Origin of the sequence: Bacillus glycinifermentans (assembly GCF_001042475.2) — a bacterium.
Classification (GTDB): Bacteria; Bacillota; Bacilli; order Bacillales; family Bacillaceae; genus Bacillus; species Bacillus glycinifermentans.
In genome coordinates this window covers 12,257-30,488 of the sequence record NZ_LECW02000004.1, presented here as the reverse complement: position 1 = coordinate 30,488, position 18,232 = coordinate 12,257, and the positions used below count along the sequence as shown (strand labels likewise).

The following is an 18,232-nucleotide window of genomic DNA, read 5'->3' as shown; positions in this document are numbered from 1 at the left end:
AACAGGTGATACGATGAAAACCTTTAAATTAATTGCAACAGCCCCGATGGGAATCGAAGCGATCGTCGCCAAAGAGGTGCGCGGATTAGGCTATGACTGCACGGTCGACAACGGAAAAGTGACGTTTGAAGGAGATGCTCTCGCCATCTGCAGGGCAAATCTTTGGCTGAGGACGGCGGACAGGGTAAAGATCCAGGCCGCTGAATTCACCGCGAAAACGTTTGACGAACTATTTGAAAAAACGAAAGCGATTGACTGGAGCTCCTTTATTCCGGAAAACGCGAAGTTTCCCGTTACGGGAAAATCGGTGAAATCGACTCTCGCAAGCGTACCTGACTGCCAGCGCATTGTGAAAAAAGCCATCGCCGATAAGCTGAAAACGCAATACCGAAAAGATAGCGAGTGGCTTGAGGAGACGGGTCCGGAATATAAGATTGAAATTTCGCTTTTGAAAGACAAAGCTGTCATCACGCTCGATACTTCAGGAATCGGCTTGCATAAAAGGGGATACCGCGCAGGCCAGGGGGAAGCTCCATTAAAAGAAACGCTTGCAGCCGCCCTGATCCTGCTGACAAACTGGACGCCGGAAAGGCCGTTTGTTGACCCGTTTTGCGGTTCGGGTACGATTCCGATTGAAGCGGCGCTGATCGGACAAAACATCGCTCCCGGATTTAACAGGGAGTTTGCGTCTGAACAATGGGAATGGATCGGCAAAGATGTATGGGACAAAGCAAGGCTTGAAGTTGAAGAAAAGGCCAATTATGATCAGCCTTTGTCCATTCACGGCTTTGACCTTGATCACCGCATGATCGATATCGCAAAGGCGAATGCCGAAGAAGCAGGATTGGGCGATTTAATCGAATTTAAACAAATGCAGGTCAAAGATTTCACGACAAAAGAAGAATACGGCGTCATCGTCGGAAATCCGCCGTACGGCGAACGGCTCGGAGAAAAAGAAGAAGTCGAAAAGATGTACAGCGACATGGGCAAAACGTTTGCCGCCCTTGATACATGGTCCGTCTACATGCTGACATCAAACGAACGGTTTGAAGAATGCTACGGGAAAAAAGCGACAAAAAAACGAAAGCTGTTTAACGGCTTTATCAAAACGGATTATTATCAATATTGGGGAAAAAGACCTCCAAAACCTAAAAATGAATAGCTTATCACAAAGGCCGAATGGAAACCCCGCTTTATAGAAGCGGGGTTTTTTAGATGGGGAAAACCGAGATGTCCGCTCTCTGCATGATTTGAGCGCACATCAAAACATCGATTCATCACACAATCCAAGAATCGTTTTTCTTTTTGTAAGAGCTTTCATCGTATATTTTAGACGGTTCATCGTAGCTGTACTCTTTTTTAGGCTGCTCATAATATTTTTTGTAAGGCTCACAATAGTAGTAGTATTTCTTTTTATGATCGTAGTGCTTCTCATAAGGATCGTCATAATAATGCTCTTTCTTATGGTCATAAGACTCGTAGTCGTAATATTCTTTTTCATACTCGCGTTTCTTTTTGCACGGCTCGTAACAATAGTCCTCTTTCTTATGGTCATGATGCTTCTCATAAGGCCCGTAGCCGTAATACTCTTTTTCGTACTCGCGTTTCTTTTTGCACGGCTCGTAACAATAGTGCTCTTTCTTATGGTCATAATGCTTCTCATAAGGTTCGTAACCGTAATACTCTTTTTTGTGCTCGCGTTTCTTTTTGCAAGGTTCGTAACAGTAGTGTTCTTTCTTATGGTCGTGATGCTTCTCATAAGGCTCGTAATCGTAATACTCTTTTTTGCGGTCGCCATGTTTCTTGCACGGCTCGTAGTAGTGGTAGTAGTACTCCTTCTTACAATGGTCATGATGCTTTTTGTAAGGCTCATCATGGTATACCTTCACATAAGGAACATAATGCTTCCGGTAAGGATCATAATCATGATCATACTTAGTGTAATCCCAATCATGCTTTTTTCCGGTTGTGTAATAATACATTAACTTTCCACCTCAGTCTATAAATTTTAAATTCTATACAACATATGATGAAATAATGGAATAGATTGGGTATATACGTTGGATCAAACGCACATTGTCAAAAGACACAGACGAGCCGCAGAGGAAGAAACCGAAAGAAAATAAACGCAGTTTGTATAAAACATGAGCAACCTGCATATACTCGGGATTATTCCGTTTTGAAAGAGGTGATTTCATGTTAAGCAGCGAGCATTTCGACATGATTCAAAAAGCGCTTGAGACGTCATCCAGCGAACTGGAAAACGATGGCGGAGAGCAACTTACATATGCAAAGGAAGATCTTAAAAATGCGATCAGCCATATGGAATCGACGGACCATCCGTTTTTGACACATTCGATCCGCCGGAAATAACGAATCGCCATCCCGTTCCCCATTTCGTTTTTCACAAATCTTTCTTGTTGAATTTCCAGTCCCATAGTGGTAGCATAGAAGTTCTGAAAAACTCGATAGTTGGGGGTTGGAGCAGGGTGACAGCATCTCGTTTGCCTTTTTCTTTAACAAAAACAAAAAATTTCTATGAAGAGCTTAACAATTGGATCGGTGATGTGTTTTACGATATTCTTCCTGAAAAGGGCTTTGATTTGCGGGATGAGCAAATTTTCATGGCCTTTCAATTAGAACGGGCATTTAAAGAAAAGAAGGTCATGTTTGCCGAAGCAGGCGTAGGAACAGGGAAAACGCTTGTCTACCTCCTGTTTGCGCTCAGCTATGCCAGGTATACGGGGAAACCGGCGGTCATCGCCTGTGCGGATGAGACGCTGATTGAACAGCTGGTGAAAAAAGAAGGGGACATTCATAAAATAAGCGAGCATCTCGGCTTGACTGTTGATGCGAGGCTCAGCAAATCGCATGACCAATACGTCTGCCTGAAAAAGCTTGAGAAAACGATGCAGCGCTCTGATGATGAAAAATGGCTCGATCTTTATGAGGCGCTGCCCGGATTCGTCCACGAATCACAAGGCATGCAGACATTTTATCCATACGGTGACAGAAAGGAATATCCGTCACTGTCCAATGACGAATGGGCCGAGATTGCGTACGACTCGTTCCAGGACTGCCTTACCTGTGATATGAGGCACCGCTGCGGACTGACGCTGTCAAGGGACCATTACCGGAAATCGACGGACTTCATCATTTGTTCCCACGATTTTTACATGGAACATGTCTGGACGGAAGAAGCCAGGAAACGGGAAGGACAGCTGCCGCTCTTACCGGAGCACAGCGCAGTTGTATTTGATGAGGGGCATCTGCTCGAATTCGCCGCGCAAAAAGCGCTGACATACAGGGTGAAACAATCGACTTTGGAGATGTTTCTTGAACGCCTGATCGGCAATGATATCAGAGAGGAGTTTGCCGAACTCGTCGAAGAGGCGCTCTCCGTCAACGATAAATTCTTCCAATTGCTTTCCGAAAACGCCGAAAAAGCTGAAGGTTCAGAGCGTTTGCGCATCAAAGAACATACAGAAGTGAAAAAAGCAGCCGGCGAACTTTACGATCTGCTCGAAAAAATCGGCGAGGCGCTCGTTTTTGAAGGCGAGCTGTATACGATCGACCAGTACGCTTTAACAGTCGTGGAAGAATATCTCGAACAAATGGCATATTCCCTTTCGCTCTACACGAAAAATGCGATCAGCTGGCTTGAGCAAAAAGAGCTTGAATCGACATTTGTGGTGATGCCGCGGACGGTATCTGAAGTCCTTGGAGAAAAGGTATTTTCCAAACAGATTCCGTTCATCTTCTCTTCAGCGACATTATCGGAAAACGGCTCTTTTGATTATTTGGCGAAAAGCCTCGGCATCCGCGATTACTTATCGCTCACAGTTGATTCGCCTTACGATTATGACGAACAAATGAAAGTGTGTATCCACCGGATGTCTGAAGCGAAGGAGAAGGGAAAAGCGGCGATTAACAGCATGAAACAGGAAGGCGGAAGAACCCTCGTTCTGTTCCCGTCCTTTGAAGAGCTTGAGGCGTTTAAGCAGCAGGTCAGAGGCGTAGACTTGCCGTTTCCCGTATATTTCGAAGGAGACGAAGAAATCAGTACGATCGTGGAAAAATTCCAAAGCATTGAAGAGTCTGTTCTTTGCTCCGTCCATCTGTGGGAAGGGCTCGATATTCCAGGCGCTGCGCTTCAAAACGTCATCGTTTGGTCGCTTCCTTATCCCCCGCATGATCCGGTCTTTGAAGCGAAGCGGAGCGGTGTGAAAGACGCCTTCCGTGAGGTCGAGCTGCCATATATGCTGCTCAGGCTCCGCCAGGGTATAGGCCGCCTGATCCGCTCCAACGAAGACAAGGGAACGATCCATATTTATGCTGCCTCTTCTAAAGAATGGAATGTGATAGTAGAGGTCGAGGCGGTGCTTCCCGTGAAGCCGGCCTATGTTTAAAAGAAAAGCGGTTGTTTCGCTTTTCTTTTTTTATTTGCAGAAGGGCATAAAAGTTGACTTTCGTAAATATTTCCATTAGTCTGATTACAATTCGCACCATTTACAGAAGAGGGGGATCGTTTTGAGCGTAACTGCATATGAAAAAGAATTGTTAGACATGTTAAAGAAAATCAGCCATTATGAGCAAGCGGTCAATGTCATGTATTGGGATATGAGAACGGGCGCTCCGAAAAAAGGGGAGGAATACCGTTCTGAAGCGATCGGACAATTATCGGCTGACGTTTTTCAAATGAGAACGTCAAAGCGGATGAAAGAGCTGCTGGACGCTTTGTCCGCTCAAAAAGAAACATTGCCGCCTGATACGCAAAAGGCGGTCGAAGAAGCAAAAAAAGATTATGAATTAAACAGTAAAATTCCAGAAGATGAATTCAAAGAATATACGACGCTGACATCAAAGGCGGAATCGGTCTGGGAAAAAGCAAAAAAGGCTTCCGATTTTTCTCTGTTCGCCCCTTATTTGGAGAAAATCATCGAGTTCAAAAAGCGGTTTATTACATACTGGGGATATGAGGGCCACCCTTATAATGCACTTTTAGATTTTTACGAGCCGGGCATGACGGTGGAAACGCTTGATGCGCTTTTTTCCGAATTGCGGGAATCGATCGTTCCGCTCGTCCAAAAGATTGCAGACAGCCGGAAAAAACCGGATACGCACTTTGTACAAGAGCATTTTCCGAAAGAAAAGCAGCGCGAACTGTGCCATTTCTTCTTAAAAGAGCTTGGCTACGACTTTGAGGCAGGCCGTCTTGATGAGACCGTGCATCCGTTTCAGATCACCATCAGTCCGGGAGATGCGCGGGTAACCACCGCATATAATGAATCCGATTTCCGTTCCGCACTGTTTGGAACGATTCATGAATGCGGGCATGCCATTTACGAACAAAATATTGATGAAGCGTTAAGCGGAACGAATTTATCAGAGGGCGCTTCAATGGGGATTCATGAATCCCAGTCGCTGTTTTACGAAAACTTCATCGGCAGGCACCAAAGCTTCTGGAAGCGGTATTTTCTTAAGTTGAAAGAGGCAAACCCGGAACAATTCAAAGGCATTTCGGCGGAAGCGTTCTACAGAGCCGTCAATGAATCGAAGCCGTCTTTCATCCGGATTGATGCGGATGAATTGACATATCCGCTGCATATTATGATCCGCTACGAAATCGAAAAAGCGATTTTCAGCGGTGATGTATCGGTTGAAGACCTTCCGAAGATGTGGAATGAAAAATACGAAGCATACCTCGGGATTACGCCTCCGGACGATGCAAAAGGAATTTTGCAGGACGTTCATTGGTCAGGCGGCGATTTCGGCTATTTTCCTTCATATGCGCTCGGATATATGTATGCAGCCCAGCTGAAATCGAAAATGCTTGAGGACCTTCCGGAATTTGACCGGCTCATTGAAAGCGGAGATTTCCAGCCGATCAGAAAATGGCTGACGGAACGGGTCCATGTCCACGGCAAACGAAAAAAGCCGCTTGAGATCATGAAAGCCGCGACAGGCGAAGAGCTGAACGTCGGCTATTTAATCCGCTATTTGGAAGAAAAGTATACGAAGCTGTATTTGTAAGAGAAACCCCTTCCCGACTTTATGGGAAGGGGTTTTCAGTCTGAATTTTCAGTTAAAAACGAACGATCTCTCAAAAATATGTGCTTTGAGTTCGTAATTTTTGCTTTTAGTCTTTCCATTCTGCCGGAAAGTTGCTATAATTTGATACATTATATCACTCATATAATCGCGTGGATATGGCACGCAAGTTTCTACCGGGCACCGTAAATGTCCGACTATGGGTGGGCGCTAACAAAACGAACGTCTGTCGCAAGGCAGATGGCTGTCGTCTTTTTCAGCATTGCCCGCTCTATCGGGCAATGCTTTTTTTATTGAATAACGGAGGGGTATGCATGGAACTGCTTAAACGAAAAATTGAAAAAGAAGGTACCGTTTTATCCGATGAAGTGTTGAAGGTCGATGCTTTTTTAAATCATCAAATCGATCCGGAGTTGATGCTTGCTGTCGGGGAAGCGTTCGCCTCCCTTTTTGGCAGCGAAGGGATTACAAAGATCGTGACGATCGAGTCTTCCGGAATCGCGCCTGCCGTCATGGCAGGCTTGAAACTCGGCGTTCCGGTCGTTTTCGCGAGAAAGCGCCAATCTCTTACGCTGACGGACAATTTGCTGACGGCATCTGTCTATTCATTTACGAAAAAAACGGAAAGTACGATCGCTATCTCTGCCAGCCACCTTTCAAAGAATGACAACGTACTTGTCATCGATGATTTTTTGGCGAACGGACAAGCCGCCAAAGGTCTTATCTCGATCATTGAACAGGCCGGCGCAAAGGCCGCAGGAATCGGAATCGTCATCGAAAAATCGTTTCAAAACGGCAGAAAAGAGCTTGACGGTCTCGGAATCAGGGTCGAATCCCTGGCGAGAATCGCCTCTCTTGAAGGCGGAAAAGTCACGTTTTTACAGGAGGTTCGTTCATGAAGCTGACAGCCGGAAAAACCGTTTCATTAAGCATTCAGCACGTTTTGGCCATGTATGCGGGAGCCGTGATGGTTCCCCTGATCGTAGGGGACGCGCTCGGTCTGACCCCTGAGCAGCTAACCTACCTCGTCTCAGCCGATATTCTGATGTGCGGGATTGCGACATTGCTGCAAGTTTGGAAAAACCGCTTTTTCGGTATCGGATTGCCCGTCGTATTGGGATGTACGTTCACAGCCGTTTCCCCGATGATCGCGATCGCATCGGAATACGGAATACCGGCGATTTACGGAAGCATTATCGCAGGCGGCCTGATCGTCATACTGCTTTCATTTTTCTTCGGAAAGCTCGTCCGGTTTTTCCCTCCGGTCGTGACCGGTTCCGTCGTGACGGTTATCGGGATTACGCTGATTCCCACCGCGATGAATAACATGGCGGGCGGTGAAGGGAGCAAGGATTTCGGGGCGCTGTCAAACCTCGCTTTGTCGTTTGCGGTTCTTCTCGTGATCGTCCTTTTGAACCGCTTTACAAAAGGATTTGTGAAATCAGTTTCGATTTTGATCGGCCTTATTGCCGGAACGGCCGCCGCCGGTCTGATGGGAAAAGTCGATTTTACAGAAGTGTCGCATGCCGGCTGGGTGCAGATGATCCATCCTTTCTATTTTGGAACTCCTGTATTTGAAGTCACTCCGGTCATCACGATGACCCTCGTCTTGATCGTCAGTCTTGTGGAGTCGACAGGCGTTTACTTTGCATTGGGCGATTTAACAGACAAAAAGCTGACGGAGAAGGATTTATCCAAAGGGTACAGAGCGGAAGGGTTTGCCGTGTTATTAGGCGGAATTTTCAACGCTTTTCCGTACACGGCTTATTCGCAGAACGTCGGTCTTGTTCAATTAACAGGCGTAAAGAAAAACAGCGTCATTCTAGCTGCGGGAGCTTTTCTTGTCCTGTTGGGGCTCTTTCCAAAAGCGGCCGCGCTGACAACGATCATTCCCAAACCGGTATTGGGCGGAGCAATGGTGGCGATGTTTGGCATGGTTATCGCTTACGGCATTAAAATGCTGAGCCGGGTTGACTTCGGAAAACAGGAAAACCTGTTAATCGTCGCATGCTCGGTCGGGATCGGCCTCGGTGTGACTGTCGTCCCGCAGATGTTTCAGCATCTTCCGGACAGCATCAAGCTGCTGACCGAAAACGGGATTGTCGCGGGAAGCTTTACCGCGATTATCTTGAACGCGATCTTCCATATCAATCCGTTTGCAAAGCCGATAGACCGCACGGAAGCCGTACCCGGCGAAAAATCAGCCGTCTAAACCTCACGATCCCGTGGGGTTTTTCTTTTGATCAGATGTGTTTTCTTCTTAAGCATAACACATACTAGGAGTGAGAAGAGGAGGCTTTTCTGATGAAAAGAGAGCATGAGCTTGTTGAAAACTTCCGCACAAAAGACGGCGGACAGGCCGTGATACGCCCCGTCGGGCCGACGGATGCCCCTGATATTATCGAAGCGGTGCGCGTTGTGATTGACAGCGGCGTCTATATACAAAAAGAAAGGCCGCGCACGCTTCTTGAGGAGCGCGCCTTTATCAAGGATATGTATGAAAAGGATAATATGTACGCAGCCGTCGAAATCGACGGCAAGGTGTACGGAATCGCAAGGGTGATCCGCGGCGAGCTACAGATGAAACGGCATACCGGACTTTTTAGAACATGGCTGCATCCGAAGGCGCAGGGACTCGGTATCGGCAAAAAAATCATGTCCTACACATTGAAATGGTGCAGGCTGCATCAGCTCCATAAACTGTGCCTGACCGTATTTGCTTCAAATGAAGCGGCCTTTTCCCTATATAAGAAAAACGGATTTGTCGTCGAAGGCATTCAAAAAGAACAGATACATGCGGATGGAGCGTTTGATGACGAAGTGCTGATGGCTTTCTTTTTTCGGGACGCCACGTGAGGATACGCTTCATGGTAGAAGAGGTGGTAACATGGCTTATCTGTTATCGGCGGGAACGAGCATACCCCGCTGTCATGTCAATCAAGAACAAGCTGCCGGATTTGCGCGCGAGATGTTTAAAGATTCCTTTAAAGACATTGACCGCCTGTTAGCTTCGTTCAAAAACGGGGAGATCGAATCAAGGCAGTTTGTCATGCCTTTGGAATGGTATAAAGACGCGAAAAGCTTTGAAGAAAAAAATCAGGCTTACATAGAGATGGCGGTCAAACACAGTGCAGAAGCCGTGACCAATTGCCTTTCCGATCGGCGTTTTTTGAAAAGCGAGGTTCCTTTTGAAACAATTGAAGCGATTTTTTTCGTGTCTTCCACCGGCATCTCGACACCGAGCATTGAGGCGAGGCTGATGAACATTCTCCCTTTCTCACGGCAGACAAAGCGCATTCCGCTTTGGGGCCTCGGCTGTGCGGGAGGGGCTTCGGGAATCGCGCGGGCGTTTGAATACTGCACAGCTTTTCCAAAGGCGCATGTTCTGGTAGTAGCGGCAGAGCTGTGCAGTTTAACCTTTCAAAAGGACGATAAATCGAAAAGCAATTTGATCGGAACGTCTTTATTCGGAGACGGGATTGCGGCCGTTTTAATGTGCGGCAAGGAAGCGGACACAAGCTGCTCGCACTTTCCCGTCCTTCCCGAGGTACTGGGCTCACAGTCGTCCACTTTAAAAGATTCGGAAGATGTCATGGGCTGGGAAATCAATAACAGCGGTTTTCAAGTCGTATTTTCCCGGGATATTCCGTCGCTGATCAGGACGCGCTTAAAAAAAGACGTTGAAGCGTTTCTCGACGGGCAAAACGCCGGACTGGCCGACATTCAAGTGTTTCTTGCTCATCCGGGCGGCAAGAAAGTTCTTGATGCATACATCGACAGCCTCGGATTTTCCGAAGAGCACCTTGCATGTTCAAGGCGGATATTGGCAAGGCACGGCAATATGTCTTCGGCGACCATTATGTACGTGATCAAAGATTGTTTCGTAAACGTCACCCCCGAACCCGGGAAGCACGGGCTTTTAGGAGCGCTGGGTCCGGGTTTTTCATCAGAGCTTCTTTTCATGAAATGGACGGAAAAAGAGAGTGAATGATATGTTTTGGACGATGATGTTTATTTTTATCTTTCAGCGGCTGATTGAATTGACCGTCGCGAAGCGGAATGAAAAAAACGCCAAAAAACGCGGAGCGGTCGAATACGGCAAGCGCCACTATCCGTTTATCGTGGCGATGCACGCTTTGTTTTTCGTTTCGCTCATTTCGGAAGTGGCCGTTTTTCATCGGGACATTCAGCCGCTCCCGGCTTTGATCCTGATGACCGCAGCGCTGGTGTTTACCCAAGGGCTGCGCTACTGGTCGCTCTTTTCGCTCGGGAAATACTGGAATACAAAAATTTTGGTGATTCCGGAGACGAACCTCATCCGGAAAGGGCCTTACCAATGGATCAAACATCCAAACTACCTGGCTGTCGTGCTTGAATTGATCCTTCTTCCTCTGCTTTTTCAGGCATATGTGACTGCGGTCGTCTTCACTGTATGCAACGCGGTATTGCTTCTGATCCGCATTCGTGAAGAAGAGCGGGCGCTGAAGGAATTATGCCATTGAAAATGATTATCATTTCATTTATAATGGATGTGAAAAACATTCTCATTATAGGATGGTGGAAGACGGATGACGATGTTTTTTTTGCTCGGAGCTGTATGTACATACAGTCTCATGATCGGATTTGTTTTAAAAGGAATCTCAAAGCGCTCTGCATAAATCGATATACAGGTATCGAAAGCTGCCGTTTTTGGCGGCTTTTTTCATTTTTCTTTACGTTGTGAAGAAAAATACAGAATTGTCGTGTAAAATGGGAAAAGGGGCTACAGTTAAACAACATGCAAAAAGGGGTAGGAATGATGGCACAACTTAATACGAAAGACGACCTGATGAGAAAGGCAGGCGCTGTTTTCAAAGAGCTGAAGAAAAACGGGGATGAGAAACGGGCAGCACAGCTTGCGTCCGTCATTCAAAAATGGGCCCGCAGGGAAGTGTATATCGCTTTATGCGGCCATTATTCAGCAGGGAAATCGTCTTTGCTCAACGCGCTGCTTCAAGAAGACGTTTTACCAACAAGCCCGATTCCGACAAGCGCCAACCTCGTCCTTGTCAGGAGGGGAAAGGCGAAAACGGCGCTTCATACGACAGATGGAAGATACGCGGCGTTCAAGGGCGCTTATGATAAACAAAAAGTGCAGGCGTATTGCAAGGACGGCAGCCAAATTGAAATGGTAGAAATTGAAGGGGATTTTCCGGGAATTACTCCTCATGCCGTTTTAATCGATACACCTGGAATCGATTCTACGGACGATGCCCACTTCCTTTCGGCATCATCGATTCTGCATCAGGCTGACGCACTGTTTTATGTCGTGCATTACAACCATGTCCATTCTGAAGAAAACGTGAACTTTCTCCGCTCCATTCGGGGAAAAATAGCGAATCTTTATTTCATCGTCAATCAAATCGACAGGCATGATGAATCGGAAACGCCTTTTCTGACGTATAAAAACCAGGTTCTTGACATGCTTCTGAAAGAAGGGATCAAGGAAGATCACCTCTTTTTTACGTCCGTTACGGAGACCGGACATCCGCTCAATGAGTTCAAACAGCTTCGCGATAAGCTGTACGGGCTCCAGCACCGAACTGAACAGCAATTGCGGACATATACGGAACAAAAAGTCATCAGCCTGATCAACGAGCACACAGAGATGCTGATCAGCGATACAGACTCGTCCCTCCCGGATGAAGCGGCTGCTCTGGAAGAAAAAGTCCGTGATCTTGAGAAAGGGCTTTCTGAAGCCGAAGCTCTCCGGAAGCGAGCGGAAGAAGAGGTCAAAAAGGAAATCGAAACGATCATTCAAAATGCAAATCTCACACCGTTTGACATGAGGGAACTTGCCAAACTGTACCTCGAATCCAACGAAAAAAGCTTTAAAAAAGGTTTTCTCTTCACGAAAGCAAAAACGCTTGAGGAAAAAGAAAGGAGAAAAGAAGCTTTTCTGGCGGACGTCAGAAAAAGGGTTCAGGCAGAGATTGACTGGCATATGATTGAAGCGTTCAAAACATTCTCAAATCGATTCGACCTTAACAGCGACGACTTTCTCTCCCGCGTTCTCGAATTCGCTGCAGAGGTCGATGAGACCCTTTTGGTCAAAACGCTGAAAAAAGGGGCGGCGCTTTCCCCGGAATATGTGCTGAACTATACAAAAGAACTCGCCGAAAACATCAGGAGAGAAGCGAAGGCGGCCGCCCGGGCTCTCACGGAAGAATTGACAGCGCTCCTGGCTGAGAAGGAAGAGAGCCGGCTGACGGTGATGAAACGCGAATATGAAGAGAAAAAAACGAAGCTTTCGGAATTGTATCAACGGCTGAGCGCCCAGCAGAATGCCTGTGAAAAAGCGAACCGCCTCTTGGATCTTTGGGAAACCGGAGGTGAGGGCGAAGAACCGGAGGCGGACTGGTATGTACAGGAAAAGAAAGAATGGCAAAAACCGATCGAAATGAAGCGGTCTGATAACAAGCCGGCGCCTCGGCAAGAAACGGCCCAAGGGCCTTCAAGTACAGCCGAAAAAAGCGTTTCTGAATATATGGATCACTTTTTGCGGCTTGTCCGTCATTTAGAGGATATTCCGAGCTTGGAAAAGCAAAGAGAGGCTTTTGCCGCCAAAACGAAACGGCTCCAATCCAGACGGTTCACATTGGCCCTGTTTGGCGCGTTCAGCGCCGGAAAGTCCTCGTTTGCAAACGCGCTCTGCGGCAGGAAGGTGCTTCCGTCTTCCCCTACACCGACGACGGCGACGATCAACAAGATCACCGAACCGACGGGCGCAAAACAAGACGGGACGGCGGAAGTAGCCTTTAAAACAGAAACGGAGATCGCCGCTGAACTAGACCTGCTTTTAGACGGGAAGATGTCTGATGCAAAAGGACGAACTTTTTCAGAAAAGCTTGAACATCTCTTGAAAAAAGGAAATCTTCAGCAGGATGAGCGCATCATCGTTGAACATTTTCTGAAGGCATACAGGCGTTTTCAGCACTATATCATCGACCAAGGTGAATTCATGATTTCCGCCGATGAGGTAAAACCGTATGTCGCCGATGAGGAAACGGCTTGCGTCGTCCGCGAAGTCACCGTTTATTTGAATACGCCTGTCACGAACAAGGGGATTACGATTGTTGACACACCTGGTGCGAGCAGCATGAATAAACGGCATACCGAACTCGCTTTTCAATATATGAAAGACGCGGATGCGCTCCTTTACTTAACATATTACCAGCATTCGTTTTCAAAAGCGGACCGGTCGTTCTTGCGGAAACTCGGGCTGATCAAAGACTCGTTTGGCATGGATAAAATGTTTTTTGTTCTAAACGCGGCAGATCTGGCGGGAAGCGCTGAAGAATTGGAAACGGTCGAATCCTATGTAAAGGGAGAGCTGTTAAAGGAAGGGATTCAAAATCCGCACCTTTACCATGTCTCAAGCAAACAGGAGCTCGATGGAACACCCGCCGGGTTCAACGATTTCAGCCGCTTACGAAAAGACCTCGGCGACTTTATTGAAAACGGATTGGCCAAATCCGCCGTCGATCAGCTGGCATCTGAAGGCGAAGCGCTTTGCGAAGCGGTTTTTCAGCTCCGCCGCTCGCTGCACCGATCTGCAAAAGAGGCGGAGGCGGAGAAAGAGGAAATCGCAGGAGCGCACGAGGCAGCTTGCACGGCGATCGAAGAGACAAGAGACGGGTCATTTATGCTTCAAATGACGGAAAAGGATATAAAAGAGCAGTTTTATTATATCGGACAGCGCCTTTCTTTTTATGCGTACGATCTCTTGAAATCGGCCATTCATCCGGGGCTGCAAAACGGAAATTGGCAGGCCAACCTGCAAAAAGCCTTGAAAACGGCCCTGAAAGAGTACGCATTCGAATATTTGCAGGAATTAAAAGCGCTTGACATCAGGATCGCAGGCATGATGGTCAAATATGCGGATGAAGAGTGGGGCGGCGGGCTTCAGCAGAAACTTGGCGGCAATCGCTATTTTTCGGTCCATATCAAAGCGGAGCCGCCTGAATCTGACTGCCATGACCCCCGGGAGGCAGAGGCTGATGAAGGCGCATTTAAGGAAGAGCTGAAAGCATTCAAGTCGCCGAAAGCATTTTTTCAGCAAAACGGAAAGGCGAGGCTGATTGAGGCCCTTATGTCAAAGCTTTCTGCCATAACGGAAGGCTGGATTGAGCATGATAAACAAACATTTTTAAGCCGCAGCCGAAAACAAGCAGATCTCATCGGGGAACGTTTGTTCAAAGCGGCTATGGGCCAAATTTCCGGTCAAAAGGAAACGTATTTCCACGATCCTTTCACTAAAGCAGATGAAGAAAGAATCGAAACCGCATATGCTCTAGCGACTGAATGGCTTCAGGAGATCCGGTTATAGCCTAATTGCGTCAGGCATGGTAGACTGAATAAAAAAAGAAGGGATGCACACGATGACAAACGTACACGAAGCGATTACAGCACATTCCAAAAAACAGCATCAGATCGTGAAGGAGTTCGTCCTTCTTGAAGACGAAAGAGAACGGGCGATCGAAGAGGCTGTCGCAAAATGCGAGCGGCACGAACCGTTTTCTACCGACCGCATCAATCAGGTGACAGCGAAAATGAACGAGCTGGCCAAAAAAGGCATCGTTCCGCAAAGACGGCTCGTCACAAAGGAAATGGTCGAAGAATACGTCAGCCGAAAAAACGCGCGCGACTAGAGATGGTTGATCCTTCCGGGAGTCGATTCTGTCCTTCATGCAAAACATAAGGTCTATAGATGTCCGCTGGAGGTGAAACACGATGGGAAGAACAAAACTCGGCAACAAAAATGCCCAGCAGAACAATAACGCCAAAAAGAAAAACGGTTTTAATACCGAATTTTCTACTGAATCTTACGCGCAAATGGAAGCAGCAAAATTGATTTCAAGCAAAAAAAAGCATGAAAAATAAAACAGCGTCTTTGGCGCTGTTTTCATCATTTTTGCTCATGTGGTACAATAGGTACATTGTATGTATGAAAGGGAGTTTCTAAAGGATGAAAAAGAAGTTGCTGCTTGTTGACGGAATGGCTTTATTATTCCGGTCTTTTTTTGCGACGGCGGTGCACCGCAATTTTATGATGAATGACAAAGGCGTTCCGACAAACGGGGTTCACGGGTTTTTAAAGCATCTGCTGACAGCCGTGACGGCTTTCGAACCAAGCCATGTCGTCTGCTGCTGGGATATGGGCAGCAAAACGTACCGCAATGATTTATTTAAGGATTATAAAGCAAACCGCGGGGAGCCGCCGCTCGAATTAATTCCGCAATTCGATCTCGCGAAGGAAGCTGCACGGGAGCTGGGCGTTTTGAATATCGGCCTTGCCGGATATGAAGCGGATGACTGCATCGGCACGCTGGCGGCATTGTTCCGGCACGAAGCGGACGTTACAATCGTAACGGGAGACAAGGATCTGCTTCAGGTGCTGGAGGATTCCGTCCAAGTCGCTTTGATGCAAAAATGCATCGGCAATTATAAAGTGTATACGAAAGAATCATTCATCGAAGAAACCGGAATCGAGCCGCAGGCCCTGATCGATATTAAAGCTTTGATGGGTGACTCAAGCGATAATTATCCGGGCGTGAAAGGAATCGGCGAAAAAACGGCGTACAAGCTGATCAGGGAATATTCGACGGTTGACAGGCTGCTTGAAAACATCGATCGGCTGACAAAAGGCCAGCAGACGAAAATAAACGAAAGCCTTGAAGATCTGAAGCTTTCGAGAGTGCTCGCGGAAATCAAGTGCGATGTCCCGCTTTCCTGCTCATTGGAAGACGCTGATTTTACGCTCTTGCACGAAAGGGCGAGGGAGATGCTGAAACTTCATCAGATCAGGGGAATTGAACCGCTGCTGATGAAAATGGAAAAAAGAGAGATCGGTTAATCATCGATCTCTCTAATGCTTTGTATTGCTTTTTTTCGCCCGATTTTCAAGCTCGGTTTTCGGGTCGGTGTGCCGATTCATTTCAATATCGCCCTGCGGCGTCACACCGCCGGTCAGGCGGCCTTTTCCGGCCGGTTTTTGCTTATCCACATGAACCACCTCAGGAGCTTATTATGCGCAAGCAGTCCGGTTTTTAATCTGCGGGGTTCAGTAAAATTGCTTTTTTCGCAAGCTTGTCTGCCGTTTGGTTTTCCTTTGAGGGGATCCACTTAATGAAGAATAGTTCAAAGGATGCTTTTAAGCGGACAATCTCGTTAAGATAAGGCTTGAACGCCTCGTTTTTCACATATTCTGAATCTGCGGCGCGCTCGACGATCTGGGAATCCGTGCGGAACGAAACGATCGAATAGCCTCTTTCGGCACTGAGCTTCATGCCTTCAATGAGCGCCGTAAATTCGGCTTCATGGTTGCTTAAGCGCCCCGCAGGGATGGAAAAGGACTCCGATTCCCTTCCGTTTTTAATAAAAATGCCGAGCCCGGAAGGTCCGGGATCACCGGCGCTTGCCCCGTCGATATATATTTCAACCGGCATCCTTTTCGCCTCCTTCATCCATCGGGGAGATCCTTTTGGCAGCATAGGCGTAAGGAGCCGCGAAAAGGGCGACGACGAATTTTAAGACATATGTGGTGATAAAAATCTGCACCCATACGTCAAAGGGATATTTGCCGATAAACGCGACGCTTGTAAAAATGAACGTGTCGAGGAGCTGGCTGACGGCCGTGCTGCCGCTGTTGCGAAGCCATAATGCGCGGTCGGAAGGAAATAACCTTCTGATCCACGAATATACATAAACATCAAGCGTTTGGCTGATGATATAGGCGAGCAGGCTCCCAAGCGCAACGCGCGGCAGAAAGCCAAAAATCGTCTCTAGCGCCGGCTGCGCGATATCCTCAGGGTGCGGCTTAAAAAGCAGGGCGCCCTGCATAACGGCGGTCAGGCTCACGAGAACGGCAAAGCCGAGCGATACGGCTTTTTTCGCTTCATCCTTGCCGTATCTTTCATTGATGACGTCCGTCGCAAAAAAAACGCTGCCGTACATGATATTGCCGAGCGTCGAGGTCAGGCCGAAAAGCTCGACTGTTTTGGCGACCTCGATATTGGCGGCGACTGTGGCAAATCCGATCCAGACAAACAAGCCGGTTTTGCCAAACCGTTTGTAAAAGAAAAGAACAATGATAAAACTAATGATCGCAAAACCGATCCACAACATCTCGTTAAACAAGAACAGGTACTTCCTTTCTAAATAAGCTGTAATAAGACCGTTTTGATTATAGCATAACAAGACATCATTTGAATAAAGGTGATTTTGTGAAACTAAGAGCAAGCATGGACATTAAACTGAACGGGTCTTTTTCCGTCCCGTTTACCGCCGATGACTGGATTGAAGTCAAAGATGCGGTGGCAATCGGCCGCCGGCTCGCGCAGAATCCGTATGTAGGCAGTCTTGAATTTGAGGATGAAAAGGGAGCTTTTTGGACGCTGAAGGAGCTTGAAAAATTAAAGGAAGAACTGGCGCATGAACCGGATGAAATCACGGTGTTTTTTGACGGAAGCTATGACAAGGACAGCCAGCTGGCAGGCCTCGGAATCGTGATTTATTATTCCCTTGGAGGGGAAAGATACCGGGTGAGAAAAAACAAAAGCTTCCGGCTGACGACGAATAATGAAGCGGAATATGCCGCTCTCTATGAAGCCGTAAACGAGCTCAGGGATCTCGGGGCAAGCCGGAATTCCGTCGTCATTAAAGGGGACTCGCTTGTCGTGCTAAACCAGCTTGAAGGAGACTGGCCGTGCTATGATCCGGTCCATTCGAAATGGCTCGATAAAATTGAAAAGCAGCTCAAAAAATTAAAGCTCTCGCCGACCTACGTTCAAATCAGCCGCAAAGACAATAAAGAAGCGGATCAGCTTGCGAAAAAAATGCTTGAGCATACCATTGTGGAAAGCCGCACGAAACTAGACAAATAACGGAGATGAAAGCCTTGGATAAGAAGGAGATCTTGAAAGAACTGACAGATCTGCAGGACACCTACTGCGAAGGATGTTTTATCAAAAAACATTTCAGAAAGGAATACGGAAAAACGTATGCCCATGCATTTTGCATTACAAAATGCACGGTCGGGGAAAAGCTCCGCACCTATGGAGAAGTGCTCACAAACAAAAACTGATGCCCGCGCCGCCCGGGTGTGGGGCATCACTGAAAAAACCGCTTGATGCGGTTTTTT

General features: G+C 47.3%; 19 protein-coding genes, 1 pseudogene and 1 riboswitch. Of the genes and pseudogenes, 16 read left to right on the top strand and 4 right to left on the bottom strand.

The genetic code is table 11. From position 1 onward, the window contains the following. Window positions 1–13: 13 nt before the first annotated feature. Window positions 14–1,162 (top strand): THUMP domain-containing class I SAM-dependent RNA methyltransferase, encoded by a 1,149-nt coding sequence (locus AB447_RS02860; RefSeq protein WP_048356456.1) that lies wholly within the window; start codon window positions 14–16, stop codon window positions 1,160–1,162. 115 nt (window positions 1,163–1,277) lie between these two features. Here AB447_RS02860 and AB447_RS26645 read toward each other — a convergent pair whose 3' ends face one another. After that, window positions 1,278–1,982, bottom strand: a complete 705-nt coding sequence (locus tag AB447_RS26645; RefSeq protein ID WP_053071220.1) for a hypothetical protein — start codon at window positions 1,980–1,982, stop codon at window positions 1,278–1,280. Window positions 1,983–2,196: 214 nt separating this feature from the next. Between AB447_RS26645 and AB447_RS26115 the strand changes: the two genes are divergently transcribed. The 13 genes from AB447_RS26115 (at window position 2,197) to AB447_RS02800 (ending at window position 15,946) form a co-directional block, all read left to right on the top strand. Continuing rightward, window positions 2,197–2,373: a hypothetical protein gene (locus tag AB447_RS26115; protein WP_096891846.1), complete on the top strand. Its 177-nt coding sequence runs from the start codon at window positions 2,197–2,199 to the stop codon at window positions 2,371–2,373. Between the two features lie 116 nt (window positions 2,374–2,489). Then, the gene (locus tag AB447_RS02850) at window positions 2,490–4,409 is read left to right on the top strand and encodes an ATP-dependent DNA helicase (protein WP_057957425.1); all 1,920 of its coding nucleotides are present in this window, start codon (window positions 2,490–2,492) and stop codon (window positions 4,407–4,409) included. A 157-nt stretch (window positions 4,410–4,566) separates the two neighbouring features. Continuing rightward, window positions 4,567–6,033, top strand: a complete 1,467-nt coding sequence (locus tag AB447_RS02845; RefSeq protein ID WP_411801416.1) for a carboxypeptidase M32 — start codon at window positions 4,567–4,569, stop codon at window positions 6,031–6,033. Between the two features lie 138 nt (window positions 6,034–6,171). Beyond that, a riboswitch (purine riboswitch) is annotated at window positions 6,172–6,271 on the top strand. A 94-nt stretch (window positions 6,272–6,365) separates the two neighbouring features. Continuing rightward, the gene (gene xpt / locus AB447_RS02840; protein WP_048356337.1) at window positions 6,366–6,950 is read left to right on the top strand and encodes a xanthine phosphoribosyltransferase; all 585 of its coding nucleotides are present in this window, start codon (window positions 6,366–6,368) and stop codon (window positions 6,948–6,950) included. Continuing rightward, the gene (gene pbuX, locus AB447_RS02835) at window positions 6,947–8,263 is read left to right on the top strand and encodes a xanthine permease PbuX (protein ID WP_048356336.1); all 1,317 of its coding nucleotides are present in this window, start codon (window positions 6,947–6,949) and stop codon (window positions 8,261–8,263) included. Before xpt ends, pbuX begins: the two co-directional genes overlap by 4 nt. 92 nt (window positions 8,264–8,355) lie before the next feature. After that, window positions 8,356–8,907, top strand: coding sequence for a GNAT family N-acetyltransferase (locus tag AB447_RS02830; RefSeq protein ID WP_048354901.1), 552 nt, complete (start codon window positions 8,356–8,358; stop codon window positions 8,905–8,907). A gap of 31 nt (window positions 8,908–8,938) precedes the next feature. Then, window positions 8,939–10,042, top strand: a complete 1,104-nt coding sequence (locus AB447_RS02825; RefSeq protein WP_057957424.1) for a type III polyketide synthase — start codon at window positions 8,939–8,941, stop codon at window positions 10,040–10,042. 1 nt (window position 10,043) lies between these two features. Beyond that, complete coding sequence (locus tag AB447_RS02820; protein WP_048354900.1) at window positions 10,044–10,553, top strand: isoprenylcysteine carboxyl methyltransferase family protein; 510 nt, start codon at window positions 10,044–10,046, stop codon at window positions 10,551–10,553. 66 nt (window positions 10,554–10,619) lie between these two features. Next, on the top strand, window positions 10,620–10,709 hold the full coding sequence (gene fbpC, locus AB447_RS02815) for a Fur-regulated basic protein FbpC (RefSeq protein WP_046130776.1): 90 nt from the start codon (window positions 10,620–10,622) through the stop codon (window positions 10,707–10,709). A 140-nt stretch (window positions 10,710–10,849) separates the two neighbouring features. After that, window positions 10,850–14,419: a dynamin GTPase gene (gene dynA, locus AB447_RS02810; RefSeq protein ID WP_048354899.1), complete on the top strand. Its 3,570-nt coding sequence runs from the start codon at window positions 10,850–10,852 to the stop codon at window positions 14,417–14,419. 52 nt (window positions 14,420–14,471) lie between these two features. After that, the gene (locus AB447_RS02805) at window positions 14,472–14,741 is read left to right on the top strand and encodes a YpbS family protein (protein WP_048354898.1); all 270 of its coding nucleotides are present in this window, start codon (window positions 14,472–14,474) and stop codon (window positions 14,739–14,741) included. An 82-nt stretch (window positions 14,742–14,823) separates the two neighbouring features. Then, entirely contained in the window at window positions 14,824–14,973 is a 150-nt protein-coding gene (locus tag AB447_RS26110) for a hypothetical protein (protein ID WP_096891845.1), read from the top strand. A gap of 85 nt (window positions 14,974–15,058) precedes the next feature. Then, the gene (locus tag AB447_RS02800) at window positions 15,059–15,946 is read left to right on the top strand and encodes a 5'-3' exonuclease (protein WP_048354897.1); all 888 of its coding nucleotides are present in this window, start codon (window positions 15,059–15,061) and stop codon (window positions 15,944–15,946) included. Between the two features lie 12 nt (window positions 15,947–15,958). Here AB447_RS02800 and sspL read toward each other — a convergent pair whose 3' ends face one another. The 3 genes from sspL to AB447_RS02785 are packed head-to-tail and all read right to left on the bottom strand — an operon-like array spanning window position 15,959 to window position 17,229. After that, window positions 15,959–16,096, bottom strand: coding sequence for a small, acid-soluble spore protein L (gene sspL, locus AB447_RS02795; protein WP_046129629.1), 138 nt, complete (start codon window positions 16,094–16,096; stop codon window positions 15,959–15,961). A gap of 43 nt (window positions 16,097–16,139) precedes the next feature. Then, window positions 16,140–16,538 (bottom strand): reverse transcriptase-like protein, encoded by a 399-nt coding sequence (locus AB447_RS02790; protein WP_048354896.1) that lies wholly within the window; start codon window positions 16,536–16,538, stop codon window positions 16,140–16,142. After that, the gene (locus AB447_RS02785; protein WP_048354895.1) at window positions 16,528–17,229 is read right to left on the bottom strand and encodes a queuosine precursor transporter; all 702 of its coding nucleotides are present in this window, start codon (window positions 17,227–17,229) and stop codon (window positions 16,528–16,530) included. Before AB447_RS02785 ends, AB447_RS02790 begins: the two co-directional genes overlap by 11 nt. 86 nt (window positions 17,230–17,315) lie before the next feature. Here AB447_RS02785 and AB447_RS02780 point away from each other — a divergent pair. Both AB447_RS02780 and AB447_RS02775 read left to right on the top strand, forming a co-directional pair. Further along, window positions 17,316–17,997, top strand: a pseudogene (locus AB447_RS02780) (reverse transcriptase-like protein). Then, a complete protein-coding gene (locus AB447_RS02775) occupies window positions 17,990–18,175 on the top strand; it encodes a zinc-finger domain-containing protein (protein ID WP_048354894.1) in 186 nt (61 codons plus the stop codon). The pseudogene AB447_RS02780 and the gene AB447_RS02775 overlap by 8 nt, the downstream one beginning before the upstream one ends. The last annotated feature ends 57 nt before the right edge of the window (window positions 18,176–18,232 follow it).